Raw genomic sequence first — 16,338 nt, forward strand, 5'->3', positions numbered from 1 at the left:
GCTCATTCGCGCCTGATCAGCAGGCCGGCGGTCAGGGTCAGGGCGGCAGTGGCGGCGATGACGAGCTTGGCTGCGCGTCGGCTGCCGTCCGGCGGGCTCTCTGGTGCCGGCGCAGGCGACTGATCGGATGACAGATCAGATGAAGCGCCGCGTGGTGCTTCCGCGGCGGATCGGGTCTGCTCCTCGGCGAGTGGGAGTAGGCGGACCGGGCGGTTGGGGAGCAGGGTCAGGGGGTTGAGGTACTGCTTGCCCTGCAGCAGGCCCCAGTGCAGGCAGGATCTGGGCAGGCAGTGCGAGCCCGCGGCGGACAAGCGGCCGATCACGGTGCCGGTCTTGACGGTGGTTCCGACCGAGACCGCGGGCACCACAGGTTCATACGTCGTACGGCGGGGGCCGGTGGTGATCGTGATGACGCCGCGGCCGGCGAGCGCACCGGCGTACGTGATCGTGCCGGGGGTGGCTGCTAGGACGGGTTGGCCGGGGCGGCCGGCGAGGTCGACGCCGCGATGGCCGGGCAGCCAGGGTTTCGCAGGCAGCTCGAAGCCGCGCACGACCTCCGGGCGGGGTTGGAGTGGCCAGGCCGCGACGGCGTGCGGGGGTGGGCTGGGTGTGGGTGGCGGGGGTGGGGCTGCGAGGGGGAGCAAGGCGAGGTTCATGCCAGGGAAGATGCCGGTTTCGGGTGGCTGTGGACCGGCGATCGCGGAATTGTGGACAACCTGACCCGGTTCGCGTCCGGCCTGGGTGGTCCCGTACACTTCCGGTGGCGCCACACCTAGGTGGGGCGACTACGCATGCCCGCACCAGTGCGGCGGTCCAGCGGTCCCGGAGCAGTCCGGGCGGACCGGCGCGACGGGCATCAGGAGCTGCGGATCATCCGATCCGAAGCGAGACAACCGAGTAGACCCGGACGCATCAGCCGGGTCGCCAAAGGAGACCACCTCATGGCCGTCGTGACCATGAAGCAGCTGCTCGAGAGCGGCGTGCACTTCGGGCACCAGACCCGGCGCTGGAACCCCAAGATGAAGCGCTACATCCTCACCGAGCGCAACGGCATCTACATCATCGACCTGCAGCAGTCGCTGTCCTACATCGACCGCGCGTACGAGTTCGTCCGCAGCACGGTCGCGTCGGGCGGGGCGATCCTGTTCGTCGGCACCAAGAAGCAGGCCCAGGAAGCGATCGCCGAGCAGGCGACCCGCGTCGGGATGCCGTACGTGAACCAGCGCTGGCTGGGCGGCATGCTGACCAACTTCCAGACGGTGAACAAGCGGCTCCAGCGCCTCAAGGAGCTCGAGCTCATCGACTTCGACGACGTCGCCGCCTCCGGTGTCACGAAGAAGGAGCTGCTGCAGAAGCGTCGCGAGCACGACAAGCTGCTCAAGACCCTCGGCGGTATCCGCGACATGGCCCGGGTTCCGGCCGCCGTGTGGATCGTGGACACCAAGAAGGAGCACCTCGCCGTCGACGAGGCGCGCAAGCTGAAGCTGCCGATCATCGGCATCCTGGACACCAACTGCGACCCGGACGAGGTCGACTACCCGATTCCGGGCAACGACGACGCGATCCGCTCGGTGGGCCTGCTCACGCGGGTCGTCGCCGACGCCGTCGCCGACGGCCTGATGGGCCGCTCCGGCCAGGGCTCCGCCGCCGCCGGCGAGGAGCTGGGCCAGGAAGAGCCGATGGCCGCCTGGGAGCGCGAGCTGCTGGAGAGCCAGAACGGCGCCGCCAAGGCCACCGAGACCGCTGAGGCCGCTCCGGCTGCCGAGGCTGCCCCGGCCGCCGAGGCTGCTGAGGTCACCGAGGTTGCCGAGGCCACTGAGGTCGCTGAGGTTACGGAGGCCGCTCCGGCTGCCGACGTCCTGACCGAGCCGATCGCGACCGACGCCGAGATCATCGAGGCGAAGGACGACGCCCCGAAGGCCGACGAGGCCTGACAGCCCGCTGATGCCGCCCGGGTCGATCCTGGGCGGCACCACCAGCTGCGGCGGCCAGTCCGCCGGCGCTGCCCGCCCACCCAGCCGCATCAGAACAAGACGAGAGATCGAGGAATGGCGAACTACACCGCCGCTGACGTGAAGAAGCTCCGCGACACCACCGGCGCGGGCATGATGGACGCGAAGAAGGCGCTCGAGGCCACCGACGGCGACTTCGAGAAGGCGATCGAGGAGCTGCGCATCCACGGCGCGGCCAAGGCCCAGAAGCGCGGCGCCGAGCGGTCCGCCACCAACGGCCTGGTGGCCGCGGCGGAGAACGCGCTGGTCCAGCTGAACTGCGAGACCGACTTCGTCGCCAAGAACGAGCAGTTCCAGCAGCTGGCCGCCGACATCGTCGCGCACGCTTCGGCGAGCAAGGTCGGCGACGTCGAGGGTCTGCTCAACGAGAAGCTCACCGACGGCAAGTCGGTCGCCGAGAACATCGAGGCGCTGGCCGCGGTCATCGGCGAGAAGCTGGAGCTCGGCAAGGTGGCCGTCTTCGACGGCAAGGTCACGGCGTACATGCACAAGCGCGCCGCGGACCTGCCGGCCCAGGTCGGCGTACTGGTCGAGTTCGAGGGCGACGACGTGGAGGCCGCCCGTGGCGCCGCCATGCAGGCCGCCGCGATGCGCCCGCTGTACACCACCCGCGACGAGGTCCCGGCCGAGACGGTCGAGAACGAGAAGCGGATCGCCGAGGCGACCGCGCGCGAGGAGGGCAAGCCGGAAGGCGCCCTGCCGAAGATCGTCGAAGGCCGGGTGAACGGCTTCTTCAAGGACGTCGTACTGCTCGAGCAGCCGTCGGTCACGGAGAACAAGAAGACCGTGAAGGCCGTGCTCGACGCCGCCGGTGTCACCGTGAAGCGGTTCGCCCGCTTCGAGGTCGGCGCCTGACCGTCAGAGGTCACCCGCAGAAGACGAACGACGAGAGGCCGGAATCGTGACGGAATCCCTGGGTACCGAGACGAGTCCGGCCTCTTCGCCGTCCTCGCCCGCCTACCACCGCGTGCTGCTGAAGCTGTCGGGGGAGGTGTTCGGCGGCGGCAAGCTCGGCGTCGACCCCGACGTGGTCAACTCGATCGCCAAGCAGATCGCGGACGTGGCGCGGGCGGGCGTGCAGGTCGCCGTGGTGGTCGGCGGCGGCAACTTCTTCCGCGGCGCCGAGCTCCAGCAGCGCGGCATGGAGCGGAACCGGGCCGACTACATGGGCATGCTCGGCACCGTCATGAACTGCCTGGCGCTGCAGGACTTCCTGGAGAAGCTCGGCATCGAGACGCGGGTGCAGACCGCGATCACGATGGGCCAGGTCGCCGAGCCGTACATCCCGCGCAAGGCCGAGCGGCACCTGGAGAAGGGCCGCGTGGTCATCTTCGGCGCCGGCTCCGGCATGCCGTACTTCTCCACCGACACGGTCGCCGCCCAGCGCGCGCTGGAGGTCGGCGCCGAGGCGCTGCTGATGGGCAAGCAGGGCGTTGACGGTGTCTACGACTCCGACCCGAAGAAGAACCCGGACGCGGTGAAGTTCGACCAGCTGTCGTACGACGACTTCCTGGCCCGCGGTCTCCGGGTCGCCGACGCGACCGCGATCAGCCTGGCCCGCGACAACGCGCTGCCGATCGTGATCTTCGGTCTGGAGGAGGGCAACATCGCCCGGGTGATCCACGGCGAGAAGATCGGCACGGTCGTCTCCCGGGGCCAGTAACCCGGCGTACCCGGCGTATTAGGTACCCCGCGCGTACGACTAGGATCGTCGGACACGGGTGGATGTCCGTTATCTGGTAGACCCGCGTTCGTAGGGTAGGACTGGCCGCGCCGAGGTGGCCCAGAGGAAGCGAGGAATGTCGTGATCGACGAAGCTCTCCGCGATGCCGAGCAGAAGATGTCGAAGGCCGTGGAGGTTGCGAAGGACGACTTCGCCGCGATCCGCACCGGCCGGGCGCACCCGCAGATGTTCGCGGGCATTCTGGCCGACTACTACGGCAGCCCGACCCCGCTGCAGCAGCTGGCCGGTTTCCAGGTGCCGGAGCCCCGGACCGTGCTGATCTCGCCGTACGACAAGGGCGCGATGGGGGCGATCGAGAAGGCGATCCGCGACTCGGACCTCGGGGTGAACCCGAGCGACGACGGCGCGGTGATCCGGGTCGTGCTGCCGGCGCTGACCGAGGAGCGCCGCAAGGAGTACATCAAGGTCGCGAAGACCAAGGCCGAGGAGGCCAAGGTCTCGGTCCGCAACATCCGCCGGCATGCGATGGACCAGGTGCACAAGACCGTCAAGGACGGCGACGCCGGCGAGGACGAGGGCAAGAGTGCTGAGAAGCGGCTCGACGGGTTGACGAAGAAGTTCGTCGACTCCATCGACGACCTGCTCAAGCACAAGGAAGCCGAACTGCTCGAGGTGTGATGGGCGTCGAGAGCACGCCTGCGCCGAGTCCCAGCCCGAGCCGTGCCGGGCGTAATCTGCCCGCGGCGATCGCGGTGGGGGTCGGGCTCGGCGCCTTGATCCTCGGATCGCTGTACTGGCAGAAAGTCCTGTTCACCGTCCTGGTGCTGGCCGTCGTGCTGGTCGCCGTCGACGAGATGATCAAGGCGCTGCGCACGGGTGGCGCGGTCATCCCGCGGGTCCCGCTGTTCGCCGGTACGACGGCGATGCTGGTGGCGGCGTACTTCGGTGGTCCGATGGCGCTGCTGGTCGCGCTCGGGATCACCGTCCTCGCCACGATCTTCTGGCGGATGCCGGGCGGGTCGGTCGGGTTCGTCCGGGACGTGAGCGCCGGCGTGTTCCTGATCGGGTACGTGCCGCTGCTGGCCGGGTTCGCGATCTTGCTCGTGCAGCCGGATGCGGATGGTCCGGGCCGGGTGGTGACGTTCTTCGCGGTCGTGGTCGCGAGCGACGTCGGCGGCTATATCGCGGGGGTGCTGTTCGGTAAGCATCCGATGGCGCCGACGATCAGCCCGAAGAAGTCCTGGGAGGGCTTCACCGGCTCGGTCCTCGCCTGTATCGGCGCCGGTATCGCGGCGGTCGTCTTCCTGCTCGACGGTCACTGGTGGGTCGGTGCGATTGTCGGCGCGGTCGCAGTCCTGACCGCGACAGTCGGTGACCTCGGCGAGTCGATGATCAAGCGCGACCTGGGGATCAAGGACATGTCGAACCTGCTGCCCGGTCACGGCGGCGTGATGGATCGGCTGGACTCGCTGCTCGCGACCGCGCCGATCGTCTGGCTCCTCCTGCACCTGTTGGTGAAGGCATGACGGTCGCACCGGACGGACGTTCCCTGGTCGGCGACGTCGTACGGCTGGACCGATTGCAGGAGTCCGACGTCGTCCGCTTGGTTGCCGATGGCACCGTCGTCGGTACGTCGAGCCTCGCCGACGTCGACGTGGCGAACGAGCGAGTCCACCTCGGCTAGACCGGTTACGCCCCGGCCATGTGGGCGACCGCGGTCAACCCGGCGGCGAAGCTGCTGCTGCTCGAGCACGCCGTCGAGGACTGTGGATTCGGGCGCGTGAAGATCCAGACCGGCTCGAAGAACACCCGGTCGCAGGCGGCGATCGCGAAGCTCGGGGCGACCCGTGAGGGCGTGCTGCGGCGGCACATGCGTACGGCTGACGGCTCGCGGCTCGAGGACCGGATCAGCCGGTGAGTTTCGCCAGCGCCGCGTAGGTCGCGAGGAGCGCGGCGCGGTCGTAGGTGTTCGTGGTGATGAGAAGCTCGTCGGCAGCGGTACGGCGTACCAGTTCGTCGAGTGCCTCGTCGACGTCGGCGGGTGTGCCGTAGATCTGGCCGCGGAGCGCGTTCTCGAAGAACTCCTGCTCGCGCGCAGTCATTTCGTCCGGTACGTCGGGCTGCAGCGGAGGGAACACGCCCCGCGTACGCGAGTATGCGCTGGCCCATGCCTCCGGCAACAAGAGCTCTCGCGCTGCCTCGGTGGAGTCGCCCACCGCAGCAGTGACCGCGAGGATGACGTACGGCTCCGACGCCCACGCGGACGGCTGGAAGGTGCTCCGGTAATCCTCGAGCAGATCGGCCGAGTCCGAGCGGGCAGCCAGCACCACAGGCAGCCCGAGCGTCGCCGCGATCGTCGCGCCTTCGCCGACGGCGAGAACGAACGGCGGGATGTGCAGGCCCTCGCCTGGTCGGGCGTGCACGTCTGACGTACCGGCGAGGTACCCGAGGAGCTCCCGGACCTGCGCGGTGAAATCGTCCGCAGCTTCCTTGGAGACACCGAGAGCCCGCCGTACGCCGTTGGTGAAGCCGACCGAGCGCCCGAGCCCCATGTCGATACGGCCCGGGTACAGCGACTCCAGTACGCCGAACTGCTCCGCCACGACCAGTGGCCTGTGGTTCGGCAGCATCACTCCGCCCGTGCCGACGCGGATCCGATCGGTGCGAGCGGCAACAGCCGCAGCCAGCACCGTCGGCGCAGAGCCGACCACTCCGGGCACGCTGTGGTGCTCTGACACCCAGAAACGCTTGTAGCCAAGCTCTTCCACCTGCTGCGCCAGTGCAACGGTCGCGCGCAGCGTCTCCGCCTCTGACTCGCCTACTCGCGTCCGAGAGCGGTCCAGGACTGACAGCGGGACGGAGAGCATGCAGAGTCCAACGGCCCCGCCGGAGCCCTCATTCCCCGAGCAGCAGCCTCAGGTCGTCGCGGAAACGGTCCGCCGAGGAGAGGGGAGCGAGGAACTCCTGCTCCACCTCCGACCGGATCCGCTCTGCGGTCTCGAACGTGGACTCGCCCAGTGGCGTCAGTACGACGATGTTCCGGCGCCGGTCCTCCGGGCTACGCCGGCGTTCGACGAAGCCGCGTTCCTCGAGCCCGTCGAGCAGATCGCCGATCGACGTCCGGTCCACCCGCAGCCGCGCGGCGACCTCGAGCTGCGACAGCGGCTCACCGGAGACGATCGCTGCCAGCACCGCCAGATCACGCCCGTTCAGACCGTGCGGGGCCAGCGCCTTCGTCTGGGCCTCGGTGAGCTGCGCGAGGACGTGTTTGAGCAGATACCCGAGCCGATCAGCCATACCGTCAAATCTACCGGCCCACTGATCGTCAGGGGGACTGATCATCAGTTATCCTGATGGTTATGGAACCGACCTTCGGTCTGAAGACGACCCCGATGCATGTCCCGTACGCCGACATCCGCCGCGTCTGGCTCGAGGCCGACGAGGAGCCGCGGATCCGCGACGCCTGGCTCTGGGACCATTTCCTCCCGCTCGCCGGACCGAAGGACGGCGACGTACTCGAGGGCTGGACCCTGCTGACCGCGCTCGCCGCGCAGACCGAGAGGCTTCGCCTGGGTCTGCTCGTCACGAGCAACCGGATCCGCCCGCCGGCCGTGCTCGGCAAGATCGCCAGCACGCTGGACGTGATCTCCGGCGGCCGGCTGATCATGGGCCTCGGCGCTGGCGGCACTCATCAACCGGCCGGTCTGAGCGGGATCCCGGGCCCGAATCCGGCGATCGAGGAGTACGCCGCCTACGGGTTGACGCTCGTGCCGCCGGGGGAGGGAGTCGACCGGCTGCGCGAGACGATCGAGATCCTGCGCCGGATGTGGACCGAGGACGAGTTCGACTTCCACGGCCGGTACTACACGCTCGAGCGGACCCGCAACGCGCCGAAACCGGTTCAGAAAGGTGGCCCGCCGCTGCTGATCGGCGGCTGGGGCAACCGCATGCTGCGGCTGGTCGCGGAGTACGCCGACACCTGGAACATCAGCGGCCCGCCGCACGTCGACTTCGACACGCTTGCCGATCGGGTACGTCGCCTGGACGCGGAATGTGAGCGGATCGGACGGGACCCGTCGACGATCAGCCGCTCGATGCAGCAGATCGTCTCGTACGACGACCCGGCCGAGACCCGCATGATCGTCCGAAAAGCCGTTGGACTCGGCTTCGACCACATCGTGCTCTCGCTGCCCCGCCCGTACCCGGAGCACGCCGTGCGCTGGCTGGTCCGCGAAATCATCGACCCTTTCCACTGAGATGGAAACGGGTGGTGATTTTTTCACCACGACTCAACGCGCTGTGTCAGGATCAAACACAGGACGATCCGCCCCGGTCGTCCAGTGAGGAGCTGACATGACCCCCACGACGAAGTTCAAGGCCGCCCTGAGCGGTCTCGCCCTCATCGCGGCGGCGGTGCTTCCGATGAACTCCGCTACCGCCGTACCGCAGACCGTCTCGGCCGAGGCGGTCGCAGCGACCAAGCCGGTCCCGAAGCTCGGCTACTCGACGCAGACCGTCAGGACGCTGAACATCGACTTCCAGTACCAGCAGACCGGCTACTGGTGCGGCCCGGCCGCGACCCGGATCGCGCTCTCGGCCCGGATCTCTCCGCCGAGCCAGCAGCAACTGGCCAACGAGTTGCCGACGACAACCAACGGCACCGACTGGATCGGCCAGGTCACCCGGGTGCTCAACAACCACCTCGGCACCGGCTGGTACGAGACCAAGGAGACGCCGAACGACCCGCCCACCCAGGCGCAGCGCGACCTGCTCTGGCGGGACGTGGTCCTCGACATCAACAACAACTATCCGATCGTCGCGAACATCGTCGCCCCGGCGAGCAACCACCCGCCGGGCTACCCGAACTACACGATCTACCACTACTTCACGGTGATCGGGTACGACGACAGCGACCAAACCGTACTGATCGCGGACCCGGCCGGGTTCGCCCCAACAGCGACGTACTGGCTCACCTTCAACCAGCTAGCCACCCTCATCCCCCCGAAGGGCTACTCAGCCTGAAGGCACTTTGTGCACCAGATCCGTACGACGACCGCCCCGAGGCACGGATCTGGTGCACAAAGTCGGGCTGGTGCGCGGCGGGCGGCGCGGCGGGCGAGGATACTGGTGCGCGTGAGTCGAGCGCCGCGGGTGGAGATTGAGTACTGCACGCAGTGTCGGTGGTTGATGCGGGCGGCGTGGACCGCTCAGGAGCTGCTGACCACGTTCCCGCAGGAGCTGGGGGAGGTGGCGCTCGTTCCGGGGACCGGGGGAGTGTTCGACGTCAGCCTCGACGGGGAGCTGCTGTGGTCGCGGAAGGCGGAGGGTGGATTCGCCGAGATCCCGCTGCTGAAGCAGATGGTCCGCGACCGGATCGCGCCGGACCGCAAGCTCGGCCACTCGGACCGCAAGGAAAGTGATCCGCAGCACGCCGGGGATGTGAATTTGTGAACCGTCGTACCGGCAGGCGACAATAGGTCGGTTATGTCTACCTCCCTTCCCCTCGTGTTCGATGAGCCGCGCCGTGCCAAGAAGCCGCCGCGGCACCTGGCCGATCTCACCGGGGAGGAACGGCGTACGGCGGTCGAGGCGCTGGGCTTGCCCGCGTTCCGGGCCAAGCAGCTGTCCAACCACTACTTCTCCCGGCTGGTGTCCGACCCGGCCGAGATGACCGATCTGCCGGCCGCGACCCGCGACAAGCTCGTCGCGGACCTGATGCCGCCGCTGCTGACCCGGGTCCGCGACCTGGAGTGCGACAACGGCGAGACCCGCAAGACGCTGTGGAAGCTGCTCGACGGTTCGCTCGTCGAGTCGGTCCTGATGCGGTACCCGGGCCGCGTGACGATGTGCGTGTCCTCCCAGGCAGGTTGCGGGATGGCGTGCCCGTTCTGCGCGACCGGCCAGGGCGGCCTGACGCGGAACATGACGACCGCGGAGATCGTCGAGCAGGTCGTCGACGGTGCGCGGGCGCTCGCGCGCGGCGAGGTCGCCGGCGGTCCGGGGCGCGTCTCGAACATCGTGTTCATGGGTATGGGCGAGCCGATGGCCAACTACAAGGCCGTCATGGGCGCCGTACGCCGGTTCACCGATCCGTCGCCGGAAGGTCTCGGGATCTCGGCGCGTGGTGTGACCGTGTCGACCGTCGGTCTGGTGCCGCGGATCAACCAGCTGGCGACCGAGGGGATCCCGGTCACGCTGGCGCTGTCGCTGCATGCGCCGGACGACGAGTTGCGCGACGAGCTCGTGCCGATCAACAACCGCTGGAAGGTCGACGAGGTGCTGGACGCGGCCTGGGGGTACGCGCAGCAGACCAAGCGGCGGGTCTCGATCGAGTACGCGATGATCCGCGACATCAACGACCACGCGTGGCGGGCCGACCTGCTCGCCGAGAAGCTGAACGCGCGCGGCGACTGGGGCTGGGTGCACGTCAACCTGATCCCGCTGAACCCGACACCGGGCTCGAAGTGGACCGCGTCCGACCCGGCCGACGAGCGCGAGTTCGTCCGCCGTCTGGAGGCCGCTGGGATCCCGGTCACGGTTCGCGACACCCGCGGTCAGGAGATCGACGGCGCCTGCGGGCAGCTCGCCGCCGCGAGCAAGCCCTGATGCTGAAGCCCACGTTCAGCGCGCGCCGGCTCGGCCAGCGCTACGACTGCGACGAGGTCGACCAGTTCCTCGACATCGCCGAAGACTGGTTGCGCTAGCCGCGCCGGGAGGCAATGGGATGATCGGGCGGTGAAGATCCTCTCGATTCAGTCAGCGGTTGCCTACGGGCATGTGGGTAACTCGGCAGCTGTGTTTCCGCTTCAGCGCATCGGCGTGGAGGTGCTGCCGGTGTACACGGTGAACTTCTCGAACCACACCGGCTACGGGGAATGGCGTGGTCCCCTGATCAGCCCGGACGACGTACGAGAGGTTCTGCTCGGGATCGAGGAGCGTGGAGTCCTTCCGCAGATCGACGTGGTGCTCTCGGGGTACCAGGGCGGCGAGGGGATCGCCGACGTGATTCTCGAGACGGTGGAGCGGGTGAAGGCGGCCAATCCTGGCGCGGTGTACTCGTGCGACCCGGTGATGGGCAACGCGAAGTCCGGGTGCTTCGTCGCTCCTGCCATCCCGGTGCTGCTGCGCGATCGGGTGGTTCCGGCGGCCGACATCATCACGCCCAACCAGTTCGAGCTGGGCTTCCTGACCGGCACAGAGCCGGACACGCTCGAGTCCACGCTGGCCTCGGTGGACCTGGTCCGTGCGACCGGACCGCGCACGGTGCTTGTCACGAGCGTCGAGCGCCCCGAGCGCGAGGACGGCACGATCGAGATGCTGGCCGTCGACGACAGCGGCGCGTGGCTCGTGCAAACGCCGTACATCCCGATGAAGGCGAACGGCTCCGGCGACGTGACGGCCGCGCTCTTCACGGCGCACTACCGCCGTACGGGCGATCTCGCCGAGGCACTCGCCCGCACGACCTCGAGCGTCTTCGACCTGCTCACTCGCACCCACGAGTCGGGAGAGCGCGAGCTACAACTAGTCGAGTCACAAGACGCCTACGCCAACCCCCAGATGCAGTTCAAGCCCCACCAGGTCGCCTGACGAAGACGCTCAGCTGACCAGTGAGGCTGCTTCGTCGATGGTGTCTACGAGGTGGAGGGAGTGGGTCATGGGGCGGTTGGTGGCTAGGGACTGGAGGAGCGGCCAGACCGGGAGTTGCGTCGTCCAGTGGTCCACGCCGACGAGGATGAGCGGGATCTGGGTGGCTGCGTCGCCGTAGTAGTTGGGGGTGACGGCTTGGAAGACCTCCTGGACGGTGCCGGCTGCGCCGGGGAGGTAGATGATGCCGCCGCGGGCGCGGCCGAGGAGGACGTCCTCGCGCTGGGCGTTCGAGAAGTACTTCGCGATCGAGCCGGCGAACACGTTGGGCGGCTCGTGACCGTAGAACCAGGTCGGGATCGACACCCCACCGTTCCCGGGGAACCGGGCGCGCACGCTCAGCCCAGTGGCCGCCCACGCCCCGATCGACGGCCGGAACGACGGTACGGCGGCCAGCTCGGCCAGTGCAGCGTCGACGTCAGCCTCGTCGTACGACGCTAGGGACTCGCCGAGGTTGGCGGCCTCCATCGCGCCCGGCCCGCCGCCGGTGACGACCAGGTGGTTGCGCCGGGCAAGCGTACGGCCGAGCAGTACGGCGGCGCGGTAGTTGCCGTCGCTCCGCAGTACGCCGTGACCGCCCATCACCCCGACCCACGGCTCGTCGTCGGGCAGTTCCGCCAACGCATCCGCGATCGCATGGTCGTGGAGCGCGGTCGCGAGTGTACGGCTCGTGTCGCCCTTCTCGTCGTGCTGACGGGACCACGCGTAGATCCGGGCGTCGGGCGTGGCGTCGTACCCGGACTCGAGGCCGGCGTACAGCTCGTCGGCGTCGTACAGCCGCCCGCGGTACGCGTCGAACGGCAGCTCCAGGATCGCCGGAAACACCAGCCCGCCGCCGTCCCGCACCCACTCGTCGGCCTTGTCGTCCAGCAAGCAGCCGAGGAACACCGAGCCGGTCGGCTGCAGCCCGAGGAGTTCCGCCGTACGGCCGGTCAGATCCACCGACTGCACCCGCCACCCGGCCATCGCGGTGGCGCCTGCGTCCAGCAGCCGGTCGAACTGTTCCAACGACTCGATATCCACATGCGGAATGCTCGGCAACGTCACGCAGAGCACATTAATAGACGGCTGCTCTCAGCTGCGGTAATGCTTAGGGCATGACACATGCGGAGCTCTGGGAGCGTCACAAGGCCGTTATGCCTGCTTGGCTCGCGTTGTACTACGAGGAGCCGATCGAGATCGTGCAGGGGTCCGGGCGCCGGGTCACCGACGGTGAGGGGAACACGTACCTCGACTTCTTCGCCGGCATCCTGACCAACGCGATCGGGTACGACATCGCGGAGATCTCCGACGCGGTCCGCGAACAGCTCGGGTCCGGGATCGCGCACACGTCGACGGTGTACCTGATCCGCAAGCAGATCGAGCTGGCCGAGCAGATCGCCGAGCTGTCCGGGATCCCGGACGCGAAGGTCTTCTTCGCCAACAGCGGCACCGAGGCGAACGAGACGGCCCTCCTGCTCGCCACCCAGAACCGCCGCTCCAACCAGGTGCTGGCGATGCGCAACTCGTACCACGGCCGTGCGTTCGGCACCGTCGCGATCACCGGCAACCGCGGCTGGTCCGCGAGCAGCCTGTCGCCGGTGAACGTGCAGTACGTGCAGGGCGCGTACCGGTACCGCAGCCCGTTCCGCGACCTGCCCGACGCCGAGTACATCAAGGTCTGCGTCGACGACCTGCGCAACGTGATCGAGACCACCACCTCCGGCGACGTCGCCTGCCTGATCCTCGAGCCGATCCAGGGCGTCGGCGGGTTCTCGTCACCCCCGGACGGGATGTACGGCGCTTTCAAGCAGGTGCTCGACGAGTACGGGATCCTGCTGATCGCGGACGAGGTGCAGACCGGATGGGGCCGGACCGGTGAGCACTTCTGGGGGATCCAGGCGCACGACGTCGTACCGGATGCGATGACGTTCGCGAAGGGTCTCGGGAACGGGTTCGCGATCGGCGGGGTGGTCGCGAAGGCCGAGTTGATGGACAGCGTCAAGGCGAACTCGCTGTCGACGTTCGGCGGCAACCCGATCTCGACCAGCGCGGCGAAGGCCACGATCGACTACCTGCTCGACAAGGACCTGCAGGCGAACGCGGCCAAGCGCGGCGCGCAACTCGTCGACGGCCTGCGCGGTATCGCCGACGAGTTCCCCGAACTCGGCGACGTCCGCGGCAAGGGCCTGATGCTCGCGGCCGAGATCGTCAAGCCCGAGGACAACAGCCCGGACGCCGCCAGCACCGCCAAGCTCCAGCAGGAAACCAAGAACCGCGGCCTCCTGGTCGGCAAGGGCGGCCTCTACGGCAACGTCCTCCGGATGGCACCCCCGATGACGCTCACCGAAGCCGAAACCACCGAAGCCCTGGACATCATCCGAGACTCCTTCAACACCCTGCGCTGAACAAAGTTCGAGGGCCCCTCCGCGTGGAGGGGCCCTCGCTCAGATCGGCGGTGCCTGGCCGGGATCGGTGGTCAGGGGCAGTGGCGGCGGGGCGCCGGTGATTTTGCGGCGGCGCCTCGAGCGGCCCTCGAGGTAACGGGCCAGCAGGGAGAGCAGTGAGCACAGGCCGATGTAGATGATCGCGGTCACGATGTACGTCGGGATGTAGGGGAAGCCGTACGTGAGCCGGCCACCCATCTGCTTCGCGACGTACAGCAACTCGCCGTACGTGATGATGAAGCCCAGTGCGGTGTCCTTCAGCAGCACGACCAGCTGGCTGACGATCGCCGGCAGCATCGCGCTGATGGCCTGCGGCAGCAGCACGAGCCGCACCACCTGGTTCTTCCGCAGACCGATCCCGTACGCCGCCTCGCGCTGACCCTTCGGTACGGCGGCGATGCCGGCCCGGAAGATCTCCGCGAGCACCGACCCGTTGTACAGCGTCAGACCGAAGACCACCGCCCAGAAGGGGCCCAGCCCGAACTGGAACTGGATGTTGGCGTAGTAGAAGTAGAACATCAGGATCAGCAGGGGAATCGCGCGGAACAGCTCGACGATCAGAGTCGCCGGGGTCCGCAGCCACTTGTGGTCGCTGATCCGTGCCGCGGCGAACACTGCGCCGAACAGGAGCGCCAGGACGGCCGCGAGGCCGGCGGCCTTCAGCGTGTTCAGCAGGCCGTCCAGCATCTGCCGCTGGATCGAGGAGTACTGGAACTGCCGCCAGAGCCTGCCTTCGAACTGGCCGTGCGTGTACATCCGGTGGATCAGCCAGGCGAGCGCGCCGAGCAGGACCAGCAGGACAACGACGTTGGAGATCCGGTTCCGGAGCTTCGCGCGCGGACCGGGGGTCTCGTACAGAACTGCGCTCATCAGGCTACCGCCGTCCGTCGTTCGGCCCACCGTTGCAGGAAGATCAGCGGCACGATCAGGATCAGGAACCCGATCGTGATCCAGACCAGCGTGAGCAACTGGTTCTCACCGCGCTCGGACATCGCCGCCGGGATCGAGCCCGCCTCGACCACCGAGAAGCCGGCCGCGATGGTGGTGTTCTTCAGCAGCGCGATCAGCACGCTCATCAACGGCGGGATGATCGCGCGGAAGGCCTGCGGCAGCACCACGATCGTGAGCACCTGCACGAACGACATACCGACCGCGCGCGCCGCCTCGGCCTGGCCCGGAGCGATGGTGTTGACGCCCGACCGGACCACCTCGCAGATGAACGCCGACGTGTAGATCGTCAGTGCGCCGACCGCGGTCCAGAACGGGTTGGGCAGGGCGAGGTCCATCTTGGCGGCGCCGAAGAACAGGAACGCGAAAACCAGCGTGAGCGGGGTGTTCCGCAGGATGTTGACGTAGCCGGTGCCGAAGCCGCGCAGCGCGGGCACCGGGGAGACGCGGAACGCTCCGAGCGCGGTGCCGAGTATCAGGCTGAGTACGCCGGACACCAGGAACAGCCTGATGGTCAGCCAGAAGCCGTCCCGGAACAACGGCCAGTTGTCGGTGAGGACCGAGAACATCGCGACCTTCCTCTTACCTACCTGTGCCTACATGTACACAGTCCGGCCGCGGAGCCCAGTCGAGGGCACCGCGGCCGGCTGATGGATCAGTACTTCTCGAGCGGCGGCGGCGTCGAGTCCGAACCCGACTTGCCGAGCGTCTCGCCGTAGATCGCCTTCCAGGTGCCGTCGGAGGCCGACGTCTCCAGGATGGAGTTCACCTTGTCGCGCAGCGCCTTGTCGGCCAGCGGCAGGCCGATGCCGTACTTCTCGGTGCTGAACGGCTTGCCGACCACGCGGAGCTCGTCGGGCGCCGTGGCGGCGTACCCCTTGAGGATCGCGTCGTCGGTGGTGACCGTGTCGACCTTCTTGTCCAGCAGCTGGGAGACGCACTCCGAGTAGGTCTTGAACTCGGAGATGTTGCTCGCCTCGGTCAGCTGCTCGTCCTTGACCCGCTGGATCGGGGTCGAGCCGGTCGCCGAGCAGACCTTCTTGCCCTTCAGGGCGGTCTTGCCGGCGTCCATCGAGGTGTCGGCCTTGCGGACCAGCAGGTCCTGACCGGCGACGAAGTACGGGCCGGCGAACGAGACCAGTTTCTTGCGCTTGTCGGTGATCGAGTAGGTGCCGACGTAGTAGTCGATCTCACCACCGGCGATCGCGGTCTCGCGGTTCGCCGACGGGATCTCCTTGTACTCGATCTTGTCCGGGTCCACGCCGAGGCCGGCCGCGACCATCCGGGCCACCTCGATGTCGAAGCCGCAGCGCTTGCCGTTGGCATCCTTGTAGCCGAGGTTCGGCTGGTCGGCCTTGACGCCGACGGTCACCTTGCCGGCGGACTTGATCTTGGTGAACGTCGTGCTGCCGGCCACGTCCACGCCGCTCGCGGTGGTGAACTTGTGCAGCTCGCCGCAGGAGTCGGTGGCGTTGCCGCCGCCGTTGCCGCCGCCGGCGCTCGGCTCGTCCTTGCCACAGGCGGCGGCGGTCAGCGCGAGCGCTACGACGCCGAAGCCGGCGACGAGGGTGCGCATTCTCATGATCAGGGTTCCCCTTCGTTTCGTTGCGTGGTACGGCTGCGG

The 16,338-nt window shown here is 68.2% G+C and carries 20 protein-coding genes; 13 read left to right on the forward strand and 7 right to left on the reverse strand.

The window, feature by feature from the left end:
- Nucleotides 1–2 precede the first annotated feature (2 nt).
- Nucleotides 3–656 carry a M23 family metallopeptidase gene (locus ACWF0M_RS17160; RefSeq protein WP_452236631.1) on the reverse strand — a complete coding sequence of 218 codons (654 nt, stop codon included), beginning with the start codon at nt 654–656 and terminating at the stop codon, nt 3–5.
- Between the two features lie 285 nt (nt 657–941).
- On the opposite strand from ACWF0M_RS17160, the gene rpsB reads away from it, so the two are divergent.
- From rpsB to ACWF0M_RS17195, 7 genes are all read left to right on the forward strand, one after another.
- Entirely contained in the window at nt 942–1,934 is a 993-nt protein-coding gene (gene rpsB, locus ACWF0M_RS17165) for a 30S ribosomal protein S2 (RefSeq protein WP_452236632.1), read from the forward strand.
- A gap of 114 nt (nt 1,935–2,048) precedes the next feature.
- The gene (gene tsf / locus ACWF0M_RS17170) at nt 2,049–2,867 is read left to right on the forward strand and encodes a translation elongation factor Ts (RefSeq protein ID WP_452236633.1); all 819 of its coding nucleotides are present in this window, start codon (nt 2,049–2,051) and stop codon (nt 2,865–2,867) included.
- Nucleotides 2,868–2,913: 46 nt separating this feature from the next.
- Entirely contained in the window at nt 2,914–3,675 is a 762-nt protein-coding gene (gene pyrH / locus ACWF0M_RS17175) for a UMP kinase (protein WP_410793671.1), read from the forward strand.
- Nucleotides 3,676–3,819: 144 nt separating this feature from the next.
- Complete coding sequence (gene frr, locus ACWF0M_RS17180) at nt 3,820–4,374, forward strand: ribosome recycling factor (RefSeq protein WP_452236704.1); 555 nt, start codon at nt 3,820–3,822, stop codon at nt 4,372–4,374.
- Nucleotides 4,374–5,222 (forward strand): phosphatidate cytidylyltransferase, encoded by an 849-nt coding sequence (locus tag ACWF0M_RS17185; RefSeq protein WP_452236634.1) that lies wholly within the window; start codon nt 4,374–4,376, stop codon nt 5,220–5,222. Before frr ends, ACWF0M_RS17185 begins: the two co-directional genes overlap by 1 nt.
- A complete protein-coding gene (locus ACWF0M_RS17190; protein ID WP_452236635.1) occupies nt 5,219–5,380 on the forward strand; it encodes a hypothetical protein in 162 nt (53 codons plus the stop codon). Before ACWF0M_RS17185 ends, ACWF0M_RS17190 begins: the two co-directional genes overlap by 4 nt.
- A gap of 18 nt (nt 5,381–5,398) precedes the next feature.
- The gene (locus ACWF0M_RS17195) at nt 5,399–5,614 is read left to right on the forward strand and encodes a GNAT family N-acetyltransferase (RefSeq protein WP_452236636.1); all 216 of its coding nucleotides are present in this window, start codon (nt 5,399–5,401) and stop codon (nt 5,612–5,614) included.
- Here the strand turns inward: ACWF0M_RS17195 and ACWF0M_RS17200 are convergent.
- Together ACWF0M_RS17200 and ACWF0M_RS17205 are read right to left on the reverse strand one after the other, a co-directional pair.
- Nucleotides 5,604–6,563: an LLM class flavin-dependent oxidoreductase gene (locus tag ACWF0M_RS17200; protein WP_452236637.1), complete on the reverse strand. Its 960-nt coding sequence runs from the start codon at nt 6,561–6,563 to the stop codon at nt 5,604–5,606. The two genes, ACWF0M_RS17195 and ACWF0M_RS17200, sit on opposite strands and share 11 nt — an antisense overlap.
- Nucleotides 6,564–6,591: 28 nt before the next feature.
- Nucleotides 6,592–6,993: a MarR family winged helix-turn-helix transcriptional regulator gene (locus tag ACWF0M_RS17205; RefSeq protein ID WP_452236638.1), complete on the reverse strand. Its 402-nt coding sequence runs from the start codon at nt 6,991–6,993 to the stop codon at nt 6,592–6,594.
- A 62-nt stretch (nt 6,994–7,055) separates the two neighbouring features.
- Here ACWF0M_RS17205 and ACWF0M_RS17210 point away from each other — a divergent pair, with 62 nt between their 5' ends.
- The 5 genes from ACWF0M_RS17210 (at nt 7,056) to pdxY (ending at nt 11,283) form a co-directional block, all read left to right on the forward strand.
- On the forward strand, nt 7,056–7,952 hold the full coding sequence (locus ACWF0M_RS17210) for an LLM class flavin-dependent oxidoreductase (RefSeq protein WP_452236639.1): 897 nt from the start codon (nt 7,056–7,058) through the stop codon (nt 7,950–7,952).
- A gap of 97 nt (nt 7,953–8,049) precedes the next feature.
- A complete protein-coding gene (locus tag ACWF0M_RS17215) occupies nt 8,050–8,718 on the forward strand; it encodes a C39 family peptidase (protein ID WP_452236640.1) in 669 nt (222 codons plus the stop codon).
- Between the two features lie 111 nt (nt 8,719–8,829).
- A complete protein-coding gene (locus ACWF0M_RS17220) occupies nt 8,830–9,147 on the forward strand; it encodes a SelT/SelW/SelH family protein (RefSeq protein WP_452236641.1) in 318 nt (105 codons plus the stop codon).
- Nucleotides 9,148–9,180: 33 nt separating this feature from the next.
- The gene (rlmN, locus tag ACWF0M_RS17225; protein WP_452236642.1) at nt 9,181–10,302 is read left to right on the forward strand and encodes a 23S rRNA (adenine(2503)-C(2))-methyltransferase RlmN; all 1,122 of its coding nucleotides are present in this window, start codon (nt 9,181–9,183) and stop codon (nt 10,300–10,302) included.
- A gap of 129 nt (nt 10,303–10,431) precedes the next feature.
- Nucleotides 10,432–11,283, forward strand: coding sequence for a pyridoxal kinase PdxY (gene pdxY, locus ACWF0M_RS17230; protein ID WP_452236643.1), 852 nt, complete (start codon nt 10,432–10,434; stop codon nt 11,281–11,283).
- A gap of 9 nt (nt 11,284–11,292) precedes the next feature.
- Here pdxY and ACWF0M_RS17235 read toward each other — a convergent pair whose 3' ends face one another.
- Nucleotides 11,293–12,387 carry an LOG family protein gene (locus tag ACWF0M_RS17235; protein WP_452236644.1) on the reverse strand — a complete coding sequence of 365 codons (1,095 nt, stop codon included), beginning with the start codon at nt 12,385–12,387 and terminating at the stop codon, nt 11,293–11,295.
- Nucleotides 12,388–12,437: 50 nt separating this feature from the next.
- Between ACWF0M_RS17235 and ACWF0M_RS17240 the strand changes: the two genes are divergently transcribed.
- Nucleotides 12,438–13,727 (forward strand): aspartate aminotransferase family protein, encoded by a 1,290-nt coding sequence (locus ACWF0M_RS17240; protein ID WP_452236645.1) that lies wholly within the window; start codon nt 12,438–12,440, stop codon nt 13,725–13,727.
- 39 nt (nt 13,728–13,766) lie between these two features.
- Here ACWF0M_RS17240 and ACWF0M_RS17245 read toward each other — a convergent pair whose 3' ends face one another.
- The 3 genes from ACWF0M_RS17245 to ACWF0M_RS17255 all read right to left on the reverse strand — a co-directional run bounded on the left by ACWF0M_RS17245 (nt 13,767) and on the right by ACWF0M_RS17255 (nt 16,296).
- Nucleotides 13,767–14,636, reverse strand: a complete 870-nt coding sequence (locus ACWF0M_RS17245; RefSeq protein ID WP_452236646.1) for an amino acid ABC transporter permease — start codon at nt 14,634–14,636, stop codon at nt 13,767–13,769.
- Nucleotides 14,636–15,283, reverse strand: a complete 648-nt coding sequence (locus ACWF0M_RS17250) for an amino acid ABC transporter permease (RefSeq protein WP_452236647.1) — start codon at nt 15,281–15,283, stop codon at nt 14,636–14,638. Before ACWF0M_RS17250 ends, ACWF0M_RS17245 begins: the two co-directional genes overlap by 1 nt.
- A gap of 86 nt (nt 15,284–15,369) precedes the next feature.
- Complete coding sequence (locus ACWF0M_RS17255) at nt 15,370–16,296, reverse strand: glutamate ABC transporter substrate-binding protein (protein WP_452236648.1); 927 nt, start codon at nt 16,294–16,296, stop codon at nt 15,370–15,372.
- Nucleotides 16,297–16,338: the final 42 nt, after the last annotated feature.

The organism is Kribbella sp. NPDC055110 (assembly GCF_053607525.1).